The 21,983-nt window shown below is 56.1% G+C and carries 19 protein-coding genes; 11 read left to right on the plus strand and 8 right to left on the minus strand.

The features are described from left to right. Nucleotides 1–34: 34 nt before the first annotated feature. Both G536_RS0107960 and G536_RS0107965 read right to left on the minus strand, forming a co-directional pair. A complete protein-coding gene (locus G536_RS0107960; RefSeq protein WP_022823062.1) occupies nucleotides 35–667 on the minus strand; it encodes an LON peptidase substrate-binding domain-containing protein in 633 nt (210 codons plus the stop codon). 287 nt (nucleotides 668–954) lie between these two features. Beyond that, entirely contained in the window at nucleotides 955–1,971 is a 1,017-nt protein-coding gene (locus G536_RS0107965; protein WP_022823063.1) for a LacI family DNA-binding transcriptional regulator, read from the minus strand. A gap of 300 nt (nucleotides 1,972–2,271) precedes the next feature. Between G536_RS0107965 and G536_RS0107970 the strand changes: the two genes are divergently transcribed. The 5 genes from G536_RS0107970 (at nucleotide 2,272) to G536_RS0107990 (ending at nucleotide 6,605) form a co-directional block, all read left to right on the plus strand. Next, on the plus strand, nucleotides 2,272–3,174 hold the full coding sequence (locus G536_RS0107970; RefSeq protein ID WP_211223321.1) for an aldo/keto reductase: 903 nt from the start codon (nucleotides 2,272–2,274) through the stop codon (nucleotides 3,172–3,174). Nucleotides 3,175–3,221: 47 nt separating this feature from the next. After that, nucleotides 3,222–4,049 carry an amidohydrolase family protein gene (locus tag G536_RS0107975; RefSeq protein WP_022823065.1) on the plus strand — a complete coding sequence of 276 codons (828 nt, stop codon included), beginning with the start codon at nucleotides 3,222–3,224 and terminating at the stop codon, nucleotides 4,047–4,049. A 123-nt stretch (nucleotides 4,050–4,172) separates the two neighbouring features. Next, entirely contained in the window at nucleotides 4,173–5,183 is a 1,011-nt protein-coding gene (locus G536_RS0107980; protein ID WP_022823066.1) for a zinc-binding alcohol dehydrogenase family protein, read from the plus strand. A gap of 144 nt (nucleotides 5,184–5,327) precedes the next feature. After that, entirely contained in the window at nucleotides 5,328–6,071 is a 744-nt protein-coding gene (mtgA, locus tag G536_RS0107985; protein ID WP_051166916.1) for a monofunctional biosynthetic peptidoglycan transglycosylase, read from the plus strand. Nucleotides 6,072–6,152: 81 nt separating this feature from the next. Next, complete coding sequence (locus tag G536_RS0107990) at nucleotides 6,153–6,605, plus strand: YybH family protein (RefSeq protein WP_022823068.1); 453 nt, start codon at nucleotides 6,153–6,155, stop codon at nucleotides 6,603–6,605. Nucleotides 6,606–6,711: 106 nt separating this feature from the next. Here G536_RS0107990 and G536_RS26880 read toward each other — a convergent pair whose 3' ends face one another. Both G536_RS26880 and G536_RS0108000 read right to left on the minus strand, forming a co-directional pair. Beyond that, nucleotides 6,712–7,893 (minus strand): App1 family protein phosphatidate phosphatase, encoded by a 1,182-nt coding sequence (locus G536_RS26880; RefSeq protein WP_022823069.1) that lies wholly within the window; start codon nucleotides 7,891–7,893, stop codon nucleotides 6,712–6,714. A 135-nt stretch (nucleotides 7,894–8,028) separates the two neighbouring features. Beyond that, nucleotides 8,029–8,841, minus strand: coding sequence for a M48 family metalloprotease (locus tag G536_RS0108000; protein ID WP_022823070.1), 813 nt, complete (start codon nucleotides 8,839–8,841; stop codon nucleotides 8,029–8,031). Between the two features lie 306 nt (nucleotides 8,842–9,147). Here G536_RS0108000 and G536_RS0108005 point away from each other — a divergent pair, with 306 nt between their 5' ends. Then, nucleotides 9,148–10,272 carry a DNA topoisomerase IB gene (locus tag G536_RS0108005; protein WP_022823071.1) on the plus strand — a complete coding sequence of 375 codons (1,125 nt, stop codon included), beginning with the start codon at nucleotides 9,148–9,150 and terminating at the stop codon, nucleotides 10,270–10,272. Between the two features lie 84 nt (nucleotides 10,273–10,356). Here the strand turns inward: G536_RS0108005 and G536_RS0108010 are convergent, their stop codons facing one another. Then, nucleotides 10,357–11,952 carry a hypothetical protein gene (locus tag G536_RS0108010; RefSeq protein ID WP_026879955.1) on the minus strand — a complete coding sequence of 532 codons (1,596 nt, stop codon included), beginning with the start codon at nucleotides 11,950–11,952 and terminating at the stop codon, nucleotides 10,357–10,359. 304 nt (nucleotides 11,953–12,256) lie between these two features. Between G536_RS0108010 and G536_RS0108015 the strand changes: the two genes are divergently transcribed. Both G536_RS0108015 and G536_RS0108020 read left to right on the plus strand, forming a co-directional pair. After that, a complete protein-coding gene (locus tag G536_RS0108015; protein WP_022823073.1) occupies nucleotides 12,257–13,768 on the plus strand; it encodes a hypothetical protein in 1,512 nt (503 codons plus the stop codon). Between the two features lie 61 nt (nucleotides 13,769–13,829). Further along, entirely contained in the window at nucleotides 13,830–14,261 is a 432-nt protein-coding gene (locus tag G536_RS0108020; RefSeq protein ID WP_022823074.1) for a hypothetical protein, read from the plus strand. A gap of 428 nt (nucleotides 14,262–14,689) precedes the next feature. Here the strand turns inward: G536_RS0108020 and G536_RS0108025 are convergent, their stop codons facing one another. After that, complete coding sequence (locus G536_RS0108025; protein WP_022823075.1) at nucleotides 14,690–16,210, minus strand: exonuclease domain-containing protein; 1,521 nt, start codon at nucleotides 16,208–16,210, stop codon at nucleotides 14,690–14,692. A gap of 193 nt (nucleotides 16,211–16,403) precedes the next feature. Next, entirely contained in the window at nucleotides 16,404–16,877 is a 474-nt protein-coding gene (locus tag G536_RS26885; protein WP_022823076.1) for a PA2169 family four-helix-bundle protein, read from the minus strand. Nucleotides 16,878–17,153: 276 nt separating this feature from the next. Between G536_RS26885 and G536_RS0108040 the strand changes: the two genes are divergently transcribed. Together G536_RS0108040 and G536_RS0108045 are read left to right on the plus strand one after the other, a co-directional pair. After that, on the plus strand, nucleotides 17,154–17,588 hold the full coding sequence (locus G536_RS0108040; protein WP_022823078.1) for a sugar 3,4-ketoisomerase: 435 nt from the start codon (nucleotides 17,154–17,156) through the stop codon (nucleotides 17,586–17,588). Nucleotides 17,589–17,590: 2 nt separating this feature from the next. Continuing rightward, nucleotides 17,591–18,568 (plus strand): GNAT family protein, encoded by a 978-nt coding sequence (locus G536_RS0108045; RefSeq protein ID WP_169515059.1) that lies wholly within the window; start codon nucleotides 17,591–17,593, stop codon nucleotides 18,566–18,568. A 78-nt stretch (nucleotides 18,569–18,646) separates the two neighbouring features. Here the strand turns inward: G536_RS0108045 and G536_RS0108050 are convergent, their stop codons facing one another. Further along, complete coding sequence (locus tag G536_RS0108050; protein WP_084708530.1) at nucleotides 18,647–19,831, minus strand: AI-2E family transporter; 1,185 nt, start codon at nucleotides 19,829–19,831, stop codon at nucleotides 18,647–18,649. A 192-nt stretch (nucleotides 19,832–20,023) separates the two neighbouring features. Between G536_RS0108050 and G536_RS0108055 the strand changes: the two genes are divergently transcribed. After that, a complete protein-coding gene (locus G536_RS0108055; protein ID WP_022823081.1) occupies nucleotides 20,024–21,943 on the plus strand; it encodes a DNA topoisomerase IV subunit B in 1,920 nt (639 codons plus the stop codon). Nucleotides 21,944–21,983 lie beyond the last annotated feature (40 nt).

The following is a 21,983-nucleotide window of genomic DNA, read 5'->3' on the forward strand; positions in this document are numbered from 1 at the left end:
ACCAACTGCTTACGTTCGTTTTAGGGCGCTGGTATTAGAAATTCGGAGGTGTAAGGTTTTTGAAGTGGCCATTCAACCGCACTCTTTCCTTTAACCGCTCGGTTTCCATTAGCACCGGCAGAATGTGGTCTAGGTGTTCGAGCACAATTTCCTGTCGCTCCATCTCGGTACCCGCTTCTAGCAGTTGGTATTCCTGCTCGGTACTAAGGCCCAGATGGTGCGCTACATCGTAGATGCGGTAATCGGGGGGCAGCTCCTGCATCAATTTGCGTAAGCCGAGCACATCGTAGAGTTGCTGCAAATGACTGGCAATGCGGCCTTGCAGAACAATATCCGGGCGCGCATCGTCGGTAATGTCTTCTACCAGACCTGCCGCGTAGAGCTTGCCCGGCGCTTGTCGGTAAAATTCCTCTATCCGAAACAGCCCAACGGCCCGGGTCCGAATGTCCATTTCGCCACTGGTATAGTTTTTTTCCACATCCACTAGCTGCATTTCGGTGCCTAGGGTACTCACTGCTTCGTTGAGGTAGGGAGGAATGCCGAATGTAATTCCCTCGCTAATACAGTCGCGCACCAATTGGCGGTAGCGAGGCTCAAATATGTGTAGGTTGAGCTTCTCACCGGGAAATACGACGAGGTTGAGTGGAAACAAAGCAAGCTGACGCATACTAGCTAGTAAGGCAAATTGAAAGGTATTGCTTGGCAGTACGCAGCTAGCACAAGCAACATCGCACAGTTGTGTTGTTGTAGGAAGCTGGCCAGGATATATCCCGCTAACAGCCCCGACAAGCTACAAACAAAAAAACAGCGACTTGGCTTCCTTGCCGCAAATTCGTTGTGGCGGCAAGGAAAATAGGCCTTTGGCAATACTTGGTCACATAGTAGCAGTAAGCTGTGTAGAGTTTTGCGAAGTCAAACTCACGCTAATGACACCAGCGCGTGAAATTTCTTGGTCTACTTAACTGATGATTCTCGAACGACCAGTTGCGTGGTGAGGACCGTTTGCTGGGGCGCCACTTCCACTTGAGGGTTTATCTGCTTGAGAAATAGCAGCCCCGCTTCCCGGCCCATTTCATAGGTAGGATGCATTACCGAAGTCAGCGTGGGCTCTACTACTGTGGCGTGAAACTCATCGGTGAAGCCAACCAGCCCTATGTCGGCAGGAATGCGCAGGCCCTGCCGCTTGATTTCCTTCATGGCCGCAAAGGCAGTGGTGTCGTTCACCCCAAAAATGGCATCAGGCCGGGAGGGGAGGGCCAGGAGTTGCTGAGTGGCTTCGGTGGCGCTTGGTATGCTTAGGTCGCAATGTACTAGCAGGCTGTCATCAAAAGGCAGGCCGCACTCGGCTAGCCCCTGTTGGTAGCCCTGAATCCGCTCCTGCGTGATGTTGAGCTGCGCGGGCCCCGCAATGTGGGCAATGCGGCGGTAGCCACTCTCAAAGAAATGGCGCGTTATCTGCCGGGCAGCTTCCTGGTTGTTTACCACTACAGTCGAAACCTCTTCGGAGCGGCACACCCGGTCGAAAAATACCAGGGGCACCTGCTCTTCTATCAGGTTGCTAAAGTGCGAGTAATCTTGGGTTTCTTGCGCCAGGCACATAATAACGCCGGCCACCCGCAGCTTTAGCAGGTTGTCGAGGCATTCTTTCTCTTTTTCGGCACTCTCGTAGCTGCACCGAATTACAATGTAGTAGCCGTGCTCATTAGCCACGCTTTCAATACCGCTGATGATGGAAGAGAAGAAATACGTTACCAAGTCGGGCACGATAACGCCAATGGTATTCGACTGGTCTTTAAGCAGCCCGATGGCCAGCGGGTTGGGGCTGTATTTCAGCTCTTGTGCCAGTTCCTGCACTTTCTGAGTTAGCTCGGCGCTGATATCGGGGTGGTTGCGCAACGCCCGCGAAACCGTGGAAATAGACACATTTAACGTCTGAGCCAGGGTTTTCAGAGAGACGTGCCGTTTGCTCATGCTACCGCTTGTTTTGAGAGTTGAAAATGAACAGAAGCCCTTGCTGGTGAAAGTAGCTGCCGCATTAGGAAGGCGCCAATTTCCACTTCTGCGGCAAGAGAAAAACAATGTTACTGTTATTTTCTTTCACAAACCTTTGCGCAAAGGTTTGCGGAATTATCTTAAATACAATCGATTGTGCGAGTTAACTGCGCCTCTACTTTTGCCTACACCCCACCTACTTAGCTGAAGCGTAAGCATGGCTGGCGGTTCATTTTCATTACGGCACGTATGGAGCGCAGAACATTAGGGAAAACAGGCATGGAAGTTTCCTGCCTAAGCTTAGGAGCCTCTTCGTTGGGCGGCGTTTTCCACGACATCAACGAGCAACAAGGCATTGAAACGGTTTGCGCGGCCGTCGAAAACGGCATCAACTTCATTGATGTATCGCCCTACTATGGCTTCCTGAAGGCCGAAACGGTGCTGGGCAAGGCACTGCAACAGCTGCCGCGCGACCAATACTACCTGTCTACCAAAGTGGGCCGCTACGGTGAAAACGGGGTGAAAAGCTGGGACTACAGCGGGGCGCGCGCCGTGCAAAGCGTAGAGGAAAGCCTATCCCGGCTGCACCTTGACTACATCGACCTGATCAACGTGCACGACATCGAGTTCAGCGACTTGGACCAAGTAATTAACGAGACGCTGCCGGCCTTACAGTCGATGAAGGCGGCTGGGGTGGTGGGGCACGTGGGCATTACGGGGCTGCCGCTGGAGCAACTGCGCTACGTAATCGAGCGGGTGCCGCCCGGCACCGTGGAAACCGTGCTATCCTTCTGCCACTATTGCCTCAACGATACGGCCCTGAAAGACTACGTGCCATTTTTCGAGGCCAAGGGGATAGGTGTCATCAACGCCTCGCCGCTGGCCATGGGCATGCTCTCAGAACGGGGGGCGCCCGCCTGGCACCCGGCCTCCGAGCAGGTGCAGGAGCACGCCCGGCAGGCGGCGGCTTTCTGCAAACGCCAGGGGTATCCCATTGAGAAGCTCGCCGTGCAGTTCTCGGTCAGCCACCCAGGTATCGCCACCACGCTGGTCAGCACGGCCACGCCCGACAACATTTTACGCAATATCCGATGGGCTACTGAGCCCCTCGACGCGGCGCTGCTACAGGAGGTGCAGCAGATTTTGCAGCCAGTGCTCAACGAAACTTGGGAAAACTCGTGACGTAGCGGTGCAGTACCTTGCCTTCCCAACCGCAAATTCCTACCACCATGAAGATTGACGCCCACCAGCATTTCTGGCAGTACGAGCCCGTGCGCGACGCCTGGATCAACCAGGAAATGGCCGCTATTCAACGCGACTTTTTGCCTACCGACTTGCAGCCGGTGCTAGAGCGCAACGGCCTGGACGGCTGCGTGGTAGTGCAGTCCGACCAGTCGGAAGCGGAAAACGAATTTCAACTAGCCAATGCCGCGCAGCACAGCTTCATCAAAGGCGTAGTGGGCTGGGTGGATTTGCAAGCCGAAAACGTAGCGGAGCGGTTGGGCTATTACCGCCAGTTCGAGAAGCTGAAGGGCTTCCGGCACGTGTTGCAGGGCGAGGCCAACCGCGCCCTCATGCTGACGCCCAACTTTCGGCGTGGCATTGCGGCGCTGGAATCACTGAACTTCACCTACGATTTGCTGATATTCCCCGACCAGTTGGGGTATTCTCAGGAACTGGTAGCGGCGTTTCCCAATCAGCGCTTCGTACTCGACCACATTGCTAAGCCCGACATCAAAGCCCAGCAAATCGACAAATGGGCCGCCGACCTCAAAGCCTTGGCCGCCCACGAAAACGTGTGGTGCAAAGTGTCGGGCATGGTGACGGAAGCCCGCTGGCAAGCTTGGCAGTCCTGCGACTTCCGGCCCTACCTAGATACAGTGTTCGAGGCGTTTGGAACCAGCCGGGTAATGTTCGGCTCCGACTGGCCGGTGTGCGAAGTAGCCGGCGGCTACGATGCCGTAGTAGGATTGGTGCAGGAGTACCTGACCAGTTTCTCGGCGCCCGAACAGGCGCTGTTCTGGGGCGACACGGCCACCGCTTTTTATTCGCTTTAAGTTGCTGGTTGGTTGCGGCTAGTTGATTATTAGCTTGATTTAGAAAGCCAAGAAGCTGGGTCTAACATGCTAACAGTCAACTAGCCGCAACCAATTAGCCGCCAACAACTATCAACCATCAGAATGAATACTCTCGTTTGTATTGAGCCCGGCCAATTTGCGTACGAAAACCGCACCATGCCGGTGGCTGAGGAAGGGCACGCCCTGCTGCGGATTCGGCGCATTGGCATCTGTGGCACCGATTTACATGCCTACGAAGGCACGCAGCCATTTTTCGCCTACCCGCGGGTACTGGGGCACGAGCTGGCCGGGGAGCTAGCCTCAGAGGTGCCGGGTTTCGAGTTGGGCGAAGCCGTGACGTTTATTCCTTACTTCAACTGCGGCGTGTGCATTGCCTGCCGCTCGGGCCTACCTAACTGCTGCACCCAGATAAATGTGTGCGGCGTGCACTCCGATGGCGGTATGGGTGAGTATCTGTCGGTGCCGGCGTATTCGCTGGTGCACGGACAAGGTCTGAGCTTCGATGAGCTGGCCTTGGTGGAACCCCTGGCTATAGGCGCGCACGGTGTGCGGCGGGCCGGCGTGAAACCCGGCGAGTACGTGCTGGTAGTAGGCGCAGGACCAATCGGATTGGGCATCATGGAGTTTGCCCGCATTGCCGGTGCCCACGTCATTGCTCTCGACATCAACGAACAGCGCCTAGCTTTCTGCCAGGACCGGCTGCAAGTGGCGCACACCATCAACGCTCTGGCACCCGACGTGCTGGAGCAGCTCCGCAGCATCACCAACGGCGATATGCCCACGGTGGTAATCGACGCCACGGGCAGTCTGAAGGCCATTAATAATGGTTTCAGCTATTTGGCGCACGGCGGGCGCTACGTGCTGGTGGGCTTGCAGAAAGGCGAGCTGAGCTTCTCGCACCCCGAGTTTCATAAGCGCGAAGCCACGCTCATGAGCAGCCGCAACGCCACCCGTCAGGATTTCGAGCACGTTATTGCTTCCATGAAAGCCGGACTGGTGCAGCCTACCACGTACATCACGCACCGCGTGCCGTTTGGGGAGGTGCAGCAGGAGTTTGCCAGCTGGCTCAACCCGGCCACCGGCGTCATCAAGGCTATGGTGGAGTTGAGCTAGCAGCTCGTTGGCTCACGGCTGAGTGTGTTGGCGAGGCACGCGGCAACCAGTGAAATTTCTCGTTGGAAGCACTGAAAACCGCTACTTTTGCCGCTCCCGTGGCTGTTTCGGCCGGGGGCGGCTCTAAGGTATTTCGGTTTGGCAGTGGATTACAAAAAAGTGCGGCGGCAGACCCAACAGGTGCTGTTGCAAGTGGTAGCGGCGTTGTTTCTGACGTCGGTGGTTTGGGTGCTCATGTACCGCTGGGTGTCGCCGCCGGCTACTTGGCTGATGCTGGACCGGCGCGCGTATGCGCCGGTAGGCAAAGGCTACTACGGTATTCAGGAAGAGGACCGGCGCATCAACTACTACTTCAAAACCCTGGATGAGGTGTCGCCGGAGGTGCCGCTGGCGCTGATTGCCGCCGAAGACCAGCGCTTCTTGCTACACCACGGCTTCGATGGTAACGCGCTGTGGAGTGCGGCCAAGTATAACCTGAGCGGTGGTAAGAAGCTGCGCGGCGGCAGTACCATCTCGCAGCAGGTGGCCAAAAACGTGTTTCTGTGGCAAGGCCGCAGCTACATCCGCAAAGCCGCCGAGGCGTATTTTACGGTGCTCATTGAGCTGCTCTGGGACAAGCAGCGCATCATGGAAATGTACTTAAGCGTGGCCGAAATGGGCGACTGTACCTTTGGCGTAGAAGCCGCCTCCCAGCGGTATTTCCACAAGTCGGCCGATAAGATAACGGCCAAAGAAGCGGCCTTGCTGGCGGGCGTGCTGCCTAACCCGTTGCGGTTCCGGGCCAGTAACCCTGGGCCACAAGCCCGCGCCAAACAGCAACGGGTATTGCGCAACATGCGCCGCTTGGGTGGCAAGAAGTACGTGGCAGAGTTAGTAGGAGAGGAATAATTGCCGCTTGATGCGCGGAAGTTGGAATGCCAGTTACTGGAACACTGGTTCTGCTAGTAGCCACACCGTATCTTGAGCGGCATGAAAGCTTTCCTTGCAGCCTCCACATTGGCACTACTTGCCGCCTGTACTTCCGCGCCGGCCACTAGTGCCACTGAAACGCCGGCCGAAACGCGCCGCGCCATCATTCAACTGCTGACCACCCAAACTGCCGCCTGGAACCGCGGCGACGTAGCCAACTTCATGAAGGGCTATTGGGAGTCAGACTCGTTGGTGTTTATTGGCAAGAGCGGCCTCACCTATGGCTGGCAGCCCACCCTCGACAACTACCGCCGCAGCTACCCCAACCCCGCCGCTATGGGCCAGCTCCGCTTTGCCAACCTGCGCGTTACGCCCGATGGCCCCGATGCAGCCCACGTAGTAGGGCAGTGGCACCTCACCCGCCCCGGACTCGGCGACTTACAGGGCCAATACTTGCTGGTGATGCGCCGCCTCAACGGCCAGTGGGTTATCGTAGCCGACCACTCCAGCTAAAGGTGAAATTGTGTAGTAGTGAGATGGTGAGTTTGATGTTTTAGCTGCGCAAATAGTGCAAGCCTAACATCAAACTCACCATCTCACCATTACACAATTTCACCGCTTATTCCATTACGGGCTTGCCGGTGCCTTCATCGTCGGTGCTGCCGTCGGTGTCGGCGGCTTCGTCTTTCTGCTTCTCGGTTTGCACGGCCGGAAGGGCTTCCTGATGAATCAGACCAATGCTAGCGGCGTGTTCGGCGGCTTGCACGGTGTCTTGTACCAGCAGCATTTCCACTTTGTCGTTGCGCAGTTCTTCGCTTACGCCCTCCACCATCGTGGCCCGGTCGGCCCGGAAAATATCACGGATATAGATGGCTAGGATGCGGCCGGGGTGGCGGCGCACTACCTCGCGGTAGATGTTGGCGTCTTCTTGGCCCGAGTCGCCGATGAGTACAAAGTTGAGCTTCGGATAGGTCAACAACAGGTTGTCGATTTCCTTGAGCTTATGGCCATGGTGGGCCGTTTGGTGGCCGGGTTTCTTGCTACCGATACCAAAGTCGCGCAGCAAGAGTGGGCCGGGTGGTATCTTATTTAGGGCTAGAAAGTCTTCCAGTAAATCGTACAGGTTCCAAGGCGAGCTGCTCACGTAGAAAAACGGGTTGTTACGCTTGCCGTTGCGGCCCAGCTGCAAGGCCCGGTAAAACTCGGCCACGCCCTTGAACGGCAGCCGCGAATGGGCATTGCGCACCAGCACAATGCGGGCCATGCGCAACAGATTGGTAGACGAGGTTTGAATCACTGTGTCGTCGAGGTCGGAAATGATACCGTACTCGGCGTCGTCGGGGGGGATGAGCACGGGAGCAGCCGCCCGTAGGTTGGGCGGCGCGCTGAACGGGTGCGGCACCTTCTCCAGCAGTACTTCCACCGGATACCACATAAAATCAACCGGCTCGGGTAACACCTTGGGGGCCATATTCAGGGTGAAGTAGCCTTCGTCGTCGGTGACTATCGGGTGGTCTACGCCCTCGGCATCCTGCACCCGCATTTGGGCGCCGCTGATTTCGTTGCTCTCGAAACGGCGGTACATATTTAGCAGGTTGTGGAAGCGCGAATCTCCTTCGCCGGGCTCACCAATACCTTTATCGGTGAGCAGGCGGCCTTTTACGTAAAGGCGGTCGGGGGTGCCGTAGCTGCGGTAGGGCACAATCTGGAGTGGGTGCAGCAGCCCCAGGCGGGCGCGGGTGCGGGTCAAGAATTCGTCGGCGCGGTCGGCTAAGTCGCCAATCTTGTTGAGTATAGACATACCGGCAAGTACGCGGGAGAGCAGAATTTGATACCCTCCTGCATAGAAAAGGTCAGCTGCTTATGCAGCTGACCTTGCCGGATACTACAACCAGGAGCCTGTTGCTGGGCACTCAGTGCTACCCAGCAACTGCTGTTAGATAATGCGCTTTAGCTCGTTGAAGTTGTCGTTGGAGCTAGTGCGCTGCCGACAGTTCAGTTCAGTAGCTTTCGTCTGGATGGCTTGTACACGGGAGCCTGGGTCGGGGTGGGTACTCAGAAAAACAGGTGGGTTGTTTTGGGATTGGGTCTGGGCCTTAATAAAGAAGCCAGCTGCTCCGTCGCAAGCGTAGGTGGTTTTATTGAGGTAGATAACGGAATACTGGTCGGCCTCCTGTTCAAAGTCGCGGCTGAATTTCAACTGGCCCAGGTTAGCAGCTAAGTTCACCAACTGCCCTGGATTGTCGCCTACTACCAAGCTGAGCAACAAACTGATGCCATACTGCTGCTGAAGCTGACGCGAAGTGTGGCGCCGGTCAGCATGGGCAATTTCGTGGCCCAATACGCCGGCTAATTGGTCTTCGGTTTCCAGAAACTTAATCAAACCCGAAAACACGTAAATATGGCCGCCGGGCGTAGCAAACGCATTCTGGGTGGCGTCGTCCTTGATGATTTTTACGTCCCACGGGAAGTCGTTGCGGTACTGCAACTCACCCGAGTTCAGTACTTTATTCACTACGCCGTCCAGCAAGGTGTAGGCCCGCTGGTTGGCAGCAGTGCTGCGTTCCAGCAGCTGACCTTTAGCGCGGTACGTCGAGTCGGTTTGGGCAGCCACCTGCTCGCCTAAGGCTTTATCGTCCTCAATGGAAAACAGAACCGGGTTGCCGTTATCATCGGTGCAGGCAGCAGTGCTTCCGAGGGTAGCTGCCAACGATAAAAAGAGTAGAGGCTTGAGAGAAAAAAGGCGCATTAGCTGATAATAATTGAAGAAAAAACAGTTGACTGCACTGAACAAGGGAAAATGATGCCAGAAATGCCGATACGGCACCAGAACCCTTCATGTTGCCGGCTGAGCGCCGCTGCTGATAGAGAGCAGAAAATCAGCTAGAAAAATTTGCAGGCAAGCACAACGCTGCTGCTACTCATCTACCAGTATTGAAATAGAGCAAAGCAAGCGTCAAACGACAAAGACCTTTCCGCAGTATCTGCCGTACACGAAATTCCGGCTGGCTCCGCTATAGCAGTTGGTATCCTTTTTCGTAATTCCTGCATCCTCATGCCTACTGAAACCCACCCGCGCACTAAAACCAAAAAGAAGCGTCTAGCGCCCTTGCCCGATTCGCACGAACTCTATAAAGATCCTGCCCGACAAGCCGAACTGGCGGGCCTACGCTACCGTACTGATAACAAACCCGCCATTACGCGCACGCCCGGCCCCGATGGGGCGTTTAGCTACCACACGGCCAAGGGTGAACTGATTACCGACCCCAAAGTGCTGGACCGGATTCATAGCTACGTAATTCCGCCAGCCTGGACCGACGTGTGGATTTCCGATTCGCCGACCAGCCACTTGCAGGTAACCGGGCGCGATGCTAAGGGCCGCAAGCAGTACCGCTACCACGCCGCCTGGGACCAAGCGCGCAGCCTTACCAAGTTCAGCCGGCTGCGGGCTTTCGGCGAAAAGCTAGCCGATTTGCGCCAACAGATGCAGAAGGATTTAAGCCGCCCGCAGCTCGATAAAACCAAGGTAATAGCCCTGGTACTTACGCTTATGGACCGGTCATATATCCGTATTGGTAACAAGGAATACGCCAAAGAAAACAAAACCTACGGCCTAACCACCATGCGCGACAAGCACGTGCAAGTGAGTGGGTCTGATGTGCGGTTTGCTTTCGTGGGCAAAAAAGGTGTACCCCACGACCTCACGCTACACGACCGAAAACTGGCCAAGCTGGTGCAGAAGTGCAAGGAAATTCCGGGCCAGCATCTGTTCCAGTATTATGCTTCCGACGGGCACCGCGCCGAACTGGAATCAGGCGATGTGAACGAGTATTTGCAGCAAACAACGGGTATGGCGCTGTCGGCCAAGGATTTCCGCACTTGGGGCGGCACCGTGAAGATGGTGGAGTGCCTAGAAGCTGTTATAAACGAGGAACCAGAATTCCCAAAGCCCAAAACCCTGAAACGGGCATTGAAAGATGTGGCGCACGAACTGGGCAACACGCCTACCGTCTGCTCGAAGTATTACATCCACCCGCAGGTAGTTGAGTTGTTCAACTCCGATAAGCTCATCGACTACCTGCGCCGCCACGATGCCGACCCCGCTAAAAACGACCTGCTTACCCCCACCGAACACATGGTGCTGGATATGCTAGCCGAGTTGGAGATGGTGAAGTGGTGAGTTGTGAAGTGGTGAGTTTGCTATTATACATAGCGCAAACGGCGCGAACTGAATAGCAAACTCACCACTTCATAATTTCACTACTCACCTCCCCGAGCCGTCTCGGTCGAAGGCGTGTGACTTGACACCGCGGGTGGTTTTGTCTTTTAACTCCGGAGCGGGTTCAAACTCGTTGTTGCGGGCTGTATCATAGAAACGAGTCTTGCGGCGCAATCCTTTTACCCGCGACTCATCCACTACCAAGTCTTCCTGGGGGCCGCCGTATATGTTTACGAACGGGCTGCGCCGCACCGAGCCACGTATTTCAAATATATCGTCGCCGTGCAACCCGTATAGGTTGATATGACGGGTGTAGGCAGGGTTGAAACTGCGGCGGTACAACAGCGAGTCCGTTTTGAGGTCCTTTTTGCCATCGGGGATGCGGTATACCGATACCAGCGTGAGCGTGTCGTGGAGGCGGTCCACTACAAACCGTTCCTCTTCATCGGTGCCGGCTACCAGCACGCTCTTGGCTCGCAGCTCATAGAAGCGGGCGGCGGCTTTGGGGAGGGCGTCGCGCCGGGCCCGCAGGTCGGCTACCATTTCGGCGCCTTCCTGCTGATATAGTTCCCGTGGCAACCCCTGGCGCACCGCTTTTTCCAACACTGCATCGGTGAGGCGTGTTTGCAGGTCGCGGGCGATGAGCAGATAAGCACTGCGGTTCAGTTCAGTAAGTACATGCTCGTCGAGGTAGCGGGCGTTGCGGGTATAGCCCTCAATGCTTTCGTAGCGGGGCCCAAAGGTTTGGAACTTGCGCACAAACTTGCTAGCTAACCACGGAATCAGGCCATCATTGAATCGAAAAAACACTTGGTCCCGGTCTTGTGGCACGGGCACCCAGCGCGTTTTGCCCTGCGTGGCGGGGTAGGCGGCCCAGGTCCACTGCCCTTCGTGCCGGTCCCAGTCGCCAATCAGCAAATCAAGCAACCGCGCCCGTACGAATGCTTCTTCGTCGATGGTGTGTTTGTTTGAGGCATAGCGCTGTTCCAGCATATTGTCGCTTTCTTCCAGCGCAGTGGCACCCGGTACGCGGCCGGCAATATTCACCTGCTTCTCTAGCTTTTCTTCCAGCATCACCACGCGGCCCCGGTATAGCTCCGACGCCTTGCCAAGCCCATCTTCATCGGCTCTGACGTAGAAAGGGCGGGGGCTTGTATGGAGTACCCCGGCTGCTTCAGCTAGCGGTGGCACCACAAAAGCGCCATATGGATGCCCAGCCGACGTAGCGTCGCGCACTAGATTTAGCACGAATGTGTGGCGCAGTACTTTAGGTAGCGTACGGTACGGGTTCTTGTCGATAGAGCGGAGCGCGTAACCCTGGCCGTTGCGGTCAAGCACCGTCATGCTGGTTGTTTGAAATCCACCCCCAAGTTTGCCTGGTTGCAGCCCTCCTGGTACCACTGTTGCTGGCTTTAGTACTGGTAGCGTAACCACTTGGGTCCAGGCCGGGCGGTGGTGGGGGCCTAGTAATACGCGGCCAATAGGGCCTCTTTTATAATGACGACCGGCGGTTACGCGGGCACTGTCGGCATTGGCGGCCAACGGCGTAGAGTCAGGCCGAGCATCGGGCTGAAAGAATTTCTGACGGGCACAGCCCGCGGCAAAAAAAACAACGAAAGCAAGAGGGTAGGGATATTTCATGCGGGGCGAAAAGCGCGGCTTGCTTCCTTGAACGCAGATACTGGCCAGTAGTTAGTGATGATTGTACCAGTAGTGGCTCCCGTCGCTAGGGCTGAGGTTGCCTCAAGTCAGATTTGTCAAGTAAACAGCACAATAGTTCAACCCCTATGGGTTGGTTTGCGGTATAAGGCTGGTGTCCGACCTTATGGCGCTGCTTCATTACGCTGTGTTACTCTCCCTTATTACACGTCGGGTCTGGTTTGCTGGTTGGTTATGTACCTGGGCTACGTGCCCAGCCTGTACTGCGCCGGCCGCGCCTACTCCAGTGGCAGCTCCCGCTCAAATTCTAGCCGATTCCACGGTGCGCGTGGCCGCAGGGCCGCAATACGAACGGTCGGCACTGCATCAGTTTTTCTGGGGCAAGCACTACCGCAAGCTGTGGGGGCTGCCTATTACCGTGCCCGTGTTCAACCTGCGCACTGCCGTGCCGGGCGGCCTAACACCGGTGCGGGAGGGAGGCTCGTTCCAAACCAAGAACCTGCGTTTGGTTGCCCCCGACGGCCGGCAATACGTGCTACGCTCCGTGGACAAGGATGCCACCAAGGCCCTGCCCGAAGAGCTGCAAAACGGCCCCATCGGTCGTTTAATGAAAGACCAAACCAGCGTTATCAACCCCTATGGCGCCTACATTGTGCCCACCCTGGCCGAGGCTGTGGGCGTGTACCACACCAATCCTGTACTGGTATATGTGGCCGATGACCCCGCACTAGGCGAATTTCGGACGGCGTTTGCCAATGCCTTATACTTGCTGGAAGAACGACCCGAGGGCGACCAAAGCACCGTGGCTAGCTTCGGCAATTCCAGTTTAGTAGAAAGCTCCCGCCGGGTATTCACTAACCTGTTAACCACACCCCAGTATCGGGTGGAAGCTCGCCCGTATCTGCGGGCCCGGTTGTTCGATATGTGGCTCGGCGACTGGAGCCGGCGCGAAGACCAGTGGCGCTGGGCCAGCTTTCCAACTCCCAGTAATGGAACGCAGTACCGACCCATTCCGCGCGACCGGGACCACGCTTTTTTCAAGTTTAATGATGGTCTGCTGACCCACATGATAGGCTGGGTGAAGTCTAATTACCAAACCTTCGACAACGATATTAAGCTCAATGATGTGGCTGGCCTCAACCGTGCCGCCGAGCCTATGGACAAGTCGTTGCTGGTGTATCTCAGCCGACAAGATTTCCAGCAAATTGCCGATTCCATGCGGCAGCAGCTCTCCGACGCTGTCATCAAACAGGCGCTGACCGTGTGGCCTCAGGAGGTGTATGCGCTGGCGGGAGAGGAGTTCAGTAGCAAGCTCCGAAGCCGACGCCGCCAGTTGCCAGCCGTGGCCAACAAGTTTTATGAGCTGCTGGCCCGCCACGTGGAAGTGCCTGGCACCGATGCCCCCGAGCGGTTTGTAGTGGAGGCTCCCACGCCGCAGCAACTCCAAGTTAGCGTGTATCAGCGCGGCTGTGCCTGCCTGGATAGTTTGGTAGGGCGGCGCGTGTTTAAAACGGGCGAAACCAGCACAGTGAAGCTGTTTGGACTGGGCGGCAACGACGTTTTCGAGCTGCGGGTCTTGCCCACTTCGGGCATCACGCTCAGCATTTATGACGGAGCCGGGCAGGATGTGGTAACTGCTCCGCTGGAAAATGCGCCCAGCCGGACACGTATTACTGTATTCGACAGCGGCGACGGTAACACCATTCGGGTACCCCGCCCCGTGAAAGTAGAGAAGTACGTGCCCGCAGCCACCGAATTTGATGGCGCTGGCTGGCTACTGCGGCACCGGCTGTTTTAGCCCACTACATACCGTAGGCCAACTACCCGCAGTCCTTATCTTTGCGGTTCTATCCTATTGTATGCAGCACTTTTCAACGCCAGATTACCTGGCTATTTCCTACCGCGACGACCTACGGATGCTGGTAGCTCGCTGGATGCGGCCAGTTTCAGCTGTCGAGACCCGGGAAGGCTACCAAGTGATTCTGGCGGCAGGGCAACACTTCCGGTGCCCATTCTGGCTGCTCGACGGCCGCCGCCGGTTGCCTGCCGACGAAGAAACTACGCAGTGGGGTCTTTATGAATTTTTTCCGCAGCTCAGCGCCAAGTTGGGCAGTAAGGTGTACATGAGCCAGTTGCTTTCGCCTAGCTATCAATTGCTTACCCAAGGTATTCCGGCGTTCCAACAACTTGAAAGCCAAGCCTCACAATCTTACTTAATGCGGCGTTTCAACGACGAAGCCCATGCCGTGCAGTGGCTGCGCGAATGCCAGCAGAAAGCCGAAACCGTATAACACATTCGTTGCTTGTCCTACCGCACCGGCCCGTCAGTCTGCTTTTCTGCCCCTGTGCACAAATCGGTTAGGGTTTAGTATAGCCATTTCAGGCTATGGCGTTCCAGAATGGTCCGCAATGCCACATAATACCAATGACGGCCCCGAGGACCTACCCAGCGGTAGCGCCGTTGCATGTGGTCAATGTACCTAGCGGGTGGTGGACTGACTGTGGGTAATAATTGGCTCATGGCAAGGAAGAGTTGGAAGTAATTGATATAGCGTAAATCTAAACTTTTGCCCTGCCCTGTGTCAACCTATTTCTTATCACATAAATATGTGATGTTGCCAGGGCGCATTATGTAGTGCTAATACTTGGCAGCCTATATAAAAACAGCCCGCTTCAGGTGTGAGTACCTGGGCGGGCTGCAATGAAAAATGGATGTGGTTTAAGTAGTCTTAAAGAGCTTTACCTTGTCTTTGTGCTTGGTGCGCAGGTACTGCCGGATAATCTGTTGCACGTCCTTGTTGTCGTTGTAGCGCGTAATGACCTCTTTGAAGTCGTTGATGTTGCGGGCCGAGAAGGTTTCGTCCACGTAGGCGAAGCCTAAATAGCGGCCGTTTTCCACCAATACTACCGTTTTTTCCAGCTCCGAACGGCCCTTGCCAATCACCACAAACGAGCCGTGCTCATACGTAAACGACTCGATAGCCTGCTCCACGCGCGCATTGTACTCCTCGGCGGGTTCCAGGCCGATGCAGGCACCATTGCAGCGGTGCACTTGGTAGTCGAAGCACGAGCCGGTGGTTTTGTACAGGTCGCAGAGCTTCTGGCACAGGTTGAACTTGGCTACTTTATGAAATAAGAACCCCTTGGCCTTGTACTGGTTGCCCAGCGCAATCAGCGGGTGCGACTCGGCGTGGTCGTCGGCGCGGCCGTAGTAGAGGCGCTTGTAGCCGTTCTCGTCGGTCCGTAGGAAAATGCCGGCTGGAAACACCGAGCGGCGTTGCGCCCGGTTATACAGCGGTTTTAACCGCTTGATTTCGTGCGACTCGTAGAGCAGCGCCACCAACTCCGAGCCAGTCAACTCCCACGTAATATCGGAAATGGAGTTCTTGAACTCAATGCTCTTGCGCGACTTGTAATCAATGGCGAAGTGTTGCAAAATCCGCTTGTAGATGTTGATGCTCTTGCCCACGTAAATTACCTCCCCAGCTTCGTTGTGGAAGTAATACACCCCCGCCGAGTGCGGTAGCGTCGACATTTTAGCCGGGGTGATGTTGGCCGGCAGCAGCGCGGTTTTAATGGCTTCCTGTACCGCCTTTATCTTGCGAGCCGAGGGCTGCTTGGTGGTTGCGGCCGGAGCTTCTGAATCGGCCGCGGGTACCGGCCGGCGGCCACTAGGGGCAGTAGCATCCACAGCAGCCAACGTATCAGCCGCCGAAATGGTGGGGTTGTGGAGAGCTTCGTCCTGCTGGCTGATTTTTAGGAGCCGGTCGAAGAGGATGGCAGTAGCGGCGGCGTCGCCGGCAGCGCGGTGGCGGCCATTGAGTGGAATGCCAATGTTTTGGCAGAGCTTGCCCAAGCTATAGCTAGGTTGGCCTGGTATCAACGACCGGCTTAAACGCACCGTGCACAGCGTTTTGCGCGAGTAGTTGTAGCCTAGGTCAGCAAACTCCTTTTTCAGGAAGCTATAGTCGAAGCGCACGTTGTGAGCCACAAACACGCAGCCCTCCGTCATTTCCACCACCTTGCGGGCCACCTCATGAAACTTGGGCGCGTCGCGCACCATGTCATCGGAGATGCCGGTTAGTTGGGTGATAAAGAACGGGATAGACCGGCCGGGGTTGAGCAGCGTCTCATACTGGTCGATTACCTTTTCGCCATCGTGAATGAAGATGGCAATTTCGGTGATGCGGTCCTGTGCGGGCTGGCCCCCGGTGGTTTCAAGGTCAATGATGGCGTACAAAAGCGGCGCGGTATCGGGTAGCGGAAATTAGCTAAGGCAAGTAGTAATGATAACAAAGATAACCCTATGGATGGTTGCGTTGAGTGGAAATCCGGCAGGGCGCAACCGTCAAATTCGTAGCAGAAAGGCGTTTGCGGGTACAAAAAAAGGCCCGCACAATGCGGGCCTTTTTAGTAAAAGCAACTTCTAAAGCTTAGCGTACGGTCGATTTTTGCTGAGTAATCCAGTTTTTAGCCGACAGAATCTCGCCGTGCTGCTTCTGAATTACGGTGCGGGCTTCAGCTGGCAACTCGTTTGACTTCAAAGCTGTTTCGTAGGCCGACAGCGCCGTGGCGTCGCCAGTTTCGCACTCGCCTAGGATGGCGGCATCATCTTGGCCGGTAATGGCCGATTTGATATTGATCCAGCCACGGTGTACGGCGGCAGCGGCATCGGCCGCTAAGCCTTCAATCGTGTTGGTTTCTTCGGGGTTGATGCCGTACTGCTGCGCGTGCTGCGACAACTCCGAGGCAAACTGGGCGCGCTGCTGGCTCATTTTGCTGAGCTGTGATTTCAACTCGGCGCTCGATGCTTCTTCAGCCGCTTCTTGGTAGCCTTTGGCCGCCGTCTTGTTGATTTCTACTAAGTCGTTGTAAGCGCGGGAGGTTTCGCCGGTGATGATAGCCATGATTGAAAAATTTGGTCGTGGAAAGGAGGAATGCCGACAGCCTGTGGCCGTCCGGCTTGGTGTGTTATACCTTCCCGACCAACAACAGGTTGCCGACCCCCAAGTATAAAATTTAGGTTTGTGTGCTGAACTGGCTGGAAAGCATACCTGCTGAGCATAGCATTCCTTGGTTGGCAGTGCGTTTGATTAGCGCTACTTTTGGGCATCCCGGCCCTGTTGTCGGCAGCCACGAATTCGGCCCGTTCGAGTAGATATTGACTCACTGCTTTGTTGCGTATGAAGGTTTCTGAAGCCCTGCCGTCGGCCCCACGTTTACTGAAATTTCCGCAAACCGGCGACGCCCACACGGGCTTCACCACCACCGCTACCCCACCGGCACTGCCGTTCCAAGTGGCCCGCACCTACTGGACCTACCTCACGCCCGACGAGGTGCTGCGCGGGCACCATGCCCACCGCGCCCTAGAGCAGGTGCTGTTTGCGGTGAGCGGCAGCTTGGAAATCACGCTGGAAAATCCGGCCGGTGCGTGCCTGCACTTCACCCTCACCCGGCCCGATGAGGGCCTGTACCTGGCTGGGCTTTACTGGCGTACCATCCGCTTCCACCACCAAGCGGTGCTACTCTGCCTGGCGTCGCAGCCCTATTCCGAGGCCAGCTACATCCGCGACTATGCTACCTTCCGGGGCCTGGCTGGGCAGCCTACCACGGAATGAATATGCCCTTGGACCTACCCCACAGTCTGCGAGTGGAACCCTACACACCCACACAGGTTGCTGCTTGGAACGCCTTGGTAGCCAGTTCCGCCAATGGCCCCTTCCTGTTCGCGCGTACCTTCCTCAACTACCACCAAGACCGGTTCGAGGACCATTCTTGGCTGGTGTGGCAGGGCTCGAAGCTACGGGCTGTATTTGTGGCGGCGGTGGCCCATACCACCACCGAGCCCACTACCCTGGTGGCACACCCTGGCTTAGCTTACGGTGGCTTGGTAACCGCCGTGGGCGTGAAATACGCCGAAACTGCTGCCATGCTGGATTTGCTGCGGGTAGCCTGGCAAACGGCCGGTTTTCGGTACTTGCTGGTACGGCCGGTGCCCCGGGTGTTCTGTCAGCAGTTCTCCGAAAACCAGGCGTTCTGGCTGCATCAGCAAGGTGCCGAGCTTAGTAATCGGGAGATGAACTCGGTGCTAGACCTGACGCAGCCCGTGCACATTGGCACCTGGCGGCGTGGCAACCTACGCAAAGCTCGTTTGCACGGCGTGGTAGTGCAACTAGCCACCAACACCGACTACGCGCCGTATTGGCAACTGCTCACCGAAACGCTGGCCGCAGTGCATGGTCGTCAGCCGGTGCATACCCTAGCTGAAATTAGTAGCCTGCGCGACCAGAACCCTGGCAACCTAGAGCTTTGGGGCGCGTGGCTGGGCCATGAGCTGGTAGCCGGCGTGCTGGTGTTTCAAGACCGGCACCAAAACTTCGTACATACCCAATACATTGCCGGTAACTCCCGCGGCAAGCAGGCAGGAGCCGTCGATGCCGTGCTGGCTCGCATCATCACGGAAAAAGCCACCGAGTACCGGCGGCTGTCCTTCGGTATATCAACCGTGCAGGGAGTGGTAAATCCGGGCTTGCTCAATCAGAAAGAAGGTTTTGGCGCCACCGCCGAACTGATGGAAACCTACCGACTGGCGTTGTAATCGGCTTCGGTACGCACAAAAAAGGGAGGTTGCCAGATGGCAGCCTCCCTTTTTGAATCCACTATTGACCTGTCTTGCTTACGAAGGTGCTCCCCTGAGTCTGGCCCACAGCTTACCAATGGCGCTAGGGCCCTGGTTGCCGGGTTTGGTGGAGTCTTCGCCTTCGGCCGTGTCGCCGAGCAGGAAGCCCCAGGGCTCGGTGGTTTTGTTGGAATCCAGCACCACCTTGATAACGGCCATCAGCGGAATGCTCAGAATCATGCCGGGCGTACCCCATAGGGCATTGCCCAAAATCAAGGCCAGGATGGCGGCCAGTGGGTTGATGCTTACTTGGGAGCCGGTAATCATGGGCGTAATGAAGTTGCCTTCCAAGAACTGCACCGCTATAAACACGCCCACTACCCCAGCCGCTTTCAGAGGCGAACCGGTTTCTACTAGCGTAATGATGGCCGGCAGCGTCGCCCCAATCATGATACCGATGTAGGGAATGATGGCCAGTACCGAGGCGAAAATGGCGAAGAAGATGGCAAATTTCACTCCCAGCGCCAGCAAACCAATGCCATTGAGAATAGCCACAATGGCAATAACCTTCAGTAGGCCCGAAATGTAAGCCTGCACCACCGTTTGGATGCTGTCCACGGTGTGCAGCACCGACGTGCGCTTCTCGGGCTTCACAAACCGGAACATAAACTGCCGCAGATGGTCGCGGTACAGCAGCAAGCAGAAGATGTAGATGAAAACCTGCGCCAAGTTGCCGAGCACTGCCGACGTGGTATTAAGCGTGGTGCCCAAATACGAGCCGCCCGATTTTTTCAGGACTTTCAGCGTGGAATCTTTCACTTCGTCTAGGCTCATGGGCTTATAGCCGAACTTCAGCTGGGCCCATTCCTGCGCGTTGTTAAAAAACTCCATTAGCTTGGTTTGCAGCTTAGGTAGCTCGTCTTTAAACTGCGTGAGTTGCGAGCCAAAGCCCACAATGATGCCCGCAAATATCAATACCAGCACCAGCAGGCAGATGATAATGGCCCACACCCGGCCTACACCGTGCTTTTCCAGCCAACTGCACAGTGGCATAAGCAGCAGCGCAAACAAAGCCGAGAAAACTAATGGTAGCAGAATGTCATCGAGGACGCGCAAGGTGTACACTAGCAGTACCGCGCCCAGCATGAAGAAGGCAAACTGAATAGCGGCAGACTGCTTTACCGGCTCACTGGGCTTGTGGCTGGGTGGCGGCAAATGATGAAGAGTAGAAGGGGGTTGCATGTGCTAAAATTATTGGGAAATCGAGGGGAGGGAAAATTCGCTTTTCAGCGACCAAACGGAACAAACAGGGAATAAAGGCGCGTTTAATGTGGACAAAAGCCAAGGTTTTGCTAACTTGGCTAGCGAAACGAGGCGTGGAAACGGGGGATTTTCTGCGTTATTTTACTTTGAATCTGATTACTGGTTTTCCTGATGGCTGAACAAGAAGCACCTATCGCGGCCGTACCCGACCATGGCTACACCGAAGACAGCATCCGGTCCTTGGACTGGCGCGAGCATATCCGGCTGCGGCCCGGCATGTACATCGGTAAGCTCGGCGACGGTTCTGCTTACGACGACGGCATTTATGTGTTGGTAAAAGAAGTTATCGACAACTCGATTGACGAACACGTCATGGGTCATGGCCGCACCATCGACATCAAAATATCCGACCAGCGCGTGCAAGTGCGCGATTATGGGCGCGGTATTCCATTGGGCAAAGTGGTCGATGTAGTAAGCAAAATCAACACCGGCGGCAAGTACGACAGCAAAGTCTTTCAGAAGTCTGTGGGCTTAAACGGGGTTGGTACGAAAGCGGTTAATGCGCTCAGCAATTACTTTCTGGTGCAGTCGGTGCGTGACGGGTTGATGAAGGCGGCGGAGTTCTCGCAGGGCAACCTGGTGCAGGACCCAAAGCCGGTGAAAACCAGCCAGCGCAACGGTACGCTGATGACGTTCCAGCCCGACGATACGATTTTCCGCAACTACCGTTTCATCCCGGAGTATCTGGAAAATCAGATTTGGAATTATGTTTATCTGAACGCCGGGCTGACCATCAACTTCAACGGTCAGAAGTACTTTTCCGAGCACGGCCTGCTGGACTTGCTGGCCCGCAAAATCGACCAGGAAAGCCGCCGCTACGACATCGTCCACCTGAAAGGAGAGGACATCGAACTGGCCCTGACCCACGGCAACGATTATGGCGAGGAGTATTACTCGTTTGTGAACGGCCAGTACACCACCCAGGGTGGTACGCACCTCGCGGCTTTCCGTGAGGCCGTGGTGAAAACCCTGCGCGAGTTCTACAAGAAGGAGTACGACGCCGCCGACATTCGGGGCTCAATTGTGGCGGCCATTTCGGTGCGCGTGCAGGAACCAGTGTTTGAGAGCCAGACCAAAACCAAGCTGGGCTCGATGAACATGGGCCCCGACGCTCCCACGGTGCGCAACTTTATTCTCGACTTTGTAAAGGAGCACCTCGACAACTTCCTGCACAAGCACCCCGCTACTGCCGACGCCCTCAAGCGGCGCATCGAGCAGAACGAACGGGAGCGGAAGGACATGGCTGGTGTGAAGAAGCTAGCCAACCAGCGCGCCAAAAAAGCCAACTTGCACAACCGCAAGCTCCGCGACTGCCGCTTCCACCTCGGCGAAGGCAAACAGGAAGCCGAGGCCCTCACCACACTCTTCATCACCGAAGGTGACTCGGCTTCGGGAAGCATCACCAAGAGCCGCAACGTGGAAACCGAGGCGGTGTTCAGCTTGCGCGGTAAGCCGCTGAACTGCTTTGGGTTGAAGAAGAAGATTGTGTACGAAAACGAGGAGCTGAACCTCTTGCAGCACGCCCTCAACATCGAGGAAGGCATCGAGCACCTGCGCTATAACCGCGTGGTAATTGCCACCGACGCCGACGTAGACGGCATGCACATCCGGCTGCTGCTGCTCACATTCTTCCTGCAATTCTTCCCCGATTTGGTGCGCAACGGCCACGTGTTCATCCTGGAAACGCCGCTGTTCCGGGTGCGCAACAAGAAAACCACCATCTACTGCTACAACGAGCAGGAAAAGCAGAAGGCCATGCGCCAACTGGGCCGCAACCCCGAGGTGACGCGCTTCAAAGGCCTCGGCGAAATCAGCCCCGACGAGTTCGGCAAGTTCATCGGCGACAATATCAAGCTGGAGCCGGTGATTCTGCAATCCGACCGTTCCATTCAGCAGGTGCTCACCTATTACATGGGCAAAAACACGCCGGCCCGCCAGGAATTCATCATCGAGAACCTGCGGCTGGAGAAGGATTTAGTAACGAGTGACGTGCTGCCGGTAGAAGAGGTGCCGGAAGAAGATCTGGCGTAATTCCAGTTTTAACCTTCTGTTTGTTAATTGTTTATTCAAC

Origin of the sequence: Hymenobacter norwichensis DSM 15439 (genome assembly GCF_000420705.1) — a bacterium.
Taxonomy (GTDB): domain Bacteria; phylum Bacteroidota; class Bacteroidia; order Cytophagales; family Hymenobacteraceae; genus Hymenobacter; species Hymenobacter norwichensis.

Excerpts from the sequence above, each read along its gene's own strand:
- G536_RS26880 (WP_022823069.1), bottom strand. The coding sequence starts at position 7,893 with ATGTCTATACTCAACAAGATTGGCGACTTAGCCGACCGCGCCGACGAA.
- G536_RS0108020 (WP_022823074.1), top strand. The coding sequence starts at position 13,830 with ATGCAGCACTTTTCAACGCCAGATTACCTGGCTATTTCCTACCGCGAC.
- G536_RS0107970 (WP_211223321.1), top strand. The coding sequence starts at position 2,272 with ATGGAAGTTTCCTGCCTAAGCTTAGGAGCCTCTTCGTTGGGCGGCGTT.
- G536_RS0108010 (WP_026879955.1), bottom strand. The coding sequence starts at position 11,952 with ATGAAATATCCCTACCCTCTTGCTTTCGTTGTTTTTTTTGCCGCGGGC.
- G536_RS0107965 (WP_022823063.1), bottom strand. The coding sequence starts at position 1,971 with ATGAGCAAACGGCACGTCTCTCTGAAAACCCTGGCTCAGACGTTAAAT.
- G536_RS0108040 (WP_022823078.1), top strand. The coding sequence starts at position 17,154 with ATGAAGGTTTCTGAAGCCCTGCCGTCGGCCCCACGTTTACTGAAATTT.
- G536_RS0107990 (WP_022823068.1), top strand. The coding sequence starts at position 6,153 with ATGAAAGCTTTCCTTGCAGCCTCCACATTGGCACTACTTGCCGCCTGT.
- G536_RS0107960 (WP_022823062.1), bottom strand. The coding sequence starts at position 667 with ATGCGTCAGCTTGCTTTGTTTCCACTCAACCTCGTCGTATTTCCCGGT.
- G536_RS26885 (WP_022823076.1), bottom strand. The coding sequence starts at position 16,877 with ATGGCTATCATCACCGGCGAAACCTCCCGCGCTTACAACGACTTAGTA.
- G536_RS0108050 (WP_084708530.1), bottom strand. The coding sequence starts at position 19,831 with ATGCAACCCCCTTCTACTCTTCATCATTTGCCGCCACCCAGCCACAAG.
- G536_RS0107975 (WP_022823065.1), top strand. The coding sequence starts at position 3,222 with ATGAAGATTGACGCCCACCAGCATTTCTGGCAGTACGAGCCCGTGCGC.
- G536_RS0107980 (WP_022823066.1), top strand. The coding sequence starts at position 4,173 with ATGAATACTCTCGTTTGTATTGAGCCCGGCCAATTTGCGTACGAAAAC.
- G536_RS0108005 (WP_022823071.1), top strand. The coding sequence starts at position 9,148 with ATGCCTACTGAAACCCACCCGCGCACTAAAACCAAAAAGAAGCGTCTA.
- G536_RS0108000 (WP_022823070.1), bottom strand. The coding sequence starts at position 8,841 with ATGCGCCTTTTTTCTCTCAAGCCTCTACTCTTTTTATCGTTGGCAGCT.
- G536_RS0108045 (WP_169515059.1), top strand. The coding sequence starts at position 17,591 with ATGCCCTTGGACCTACCCCACAGTCTGCGAGTGGAACCCTACACACCC.
- G536_RS0108055 (WP_022823081.1), top strand. The coding sequence starts at position 20,024 with ATGGCTGAACAAGAAGCACCTATCGCGGCCGTACCCGACCATGGCTAC.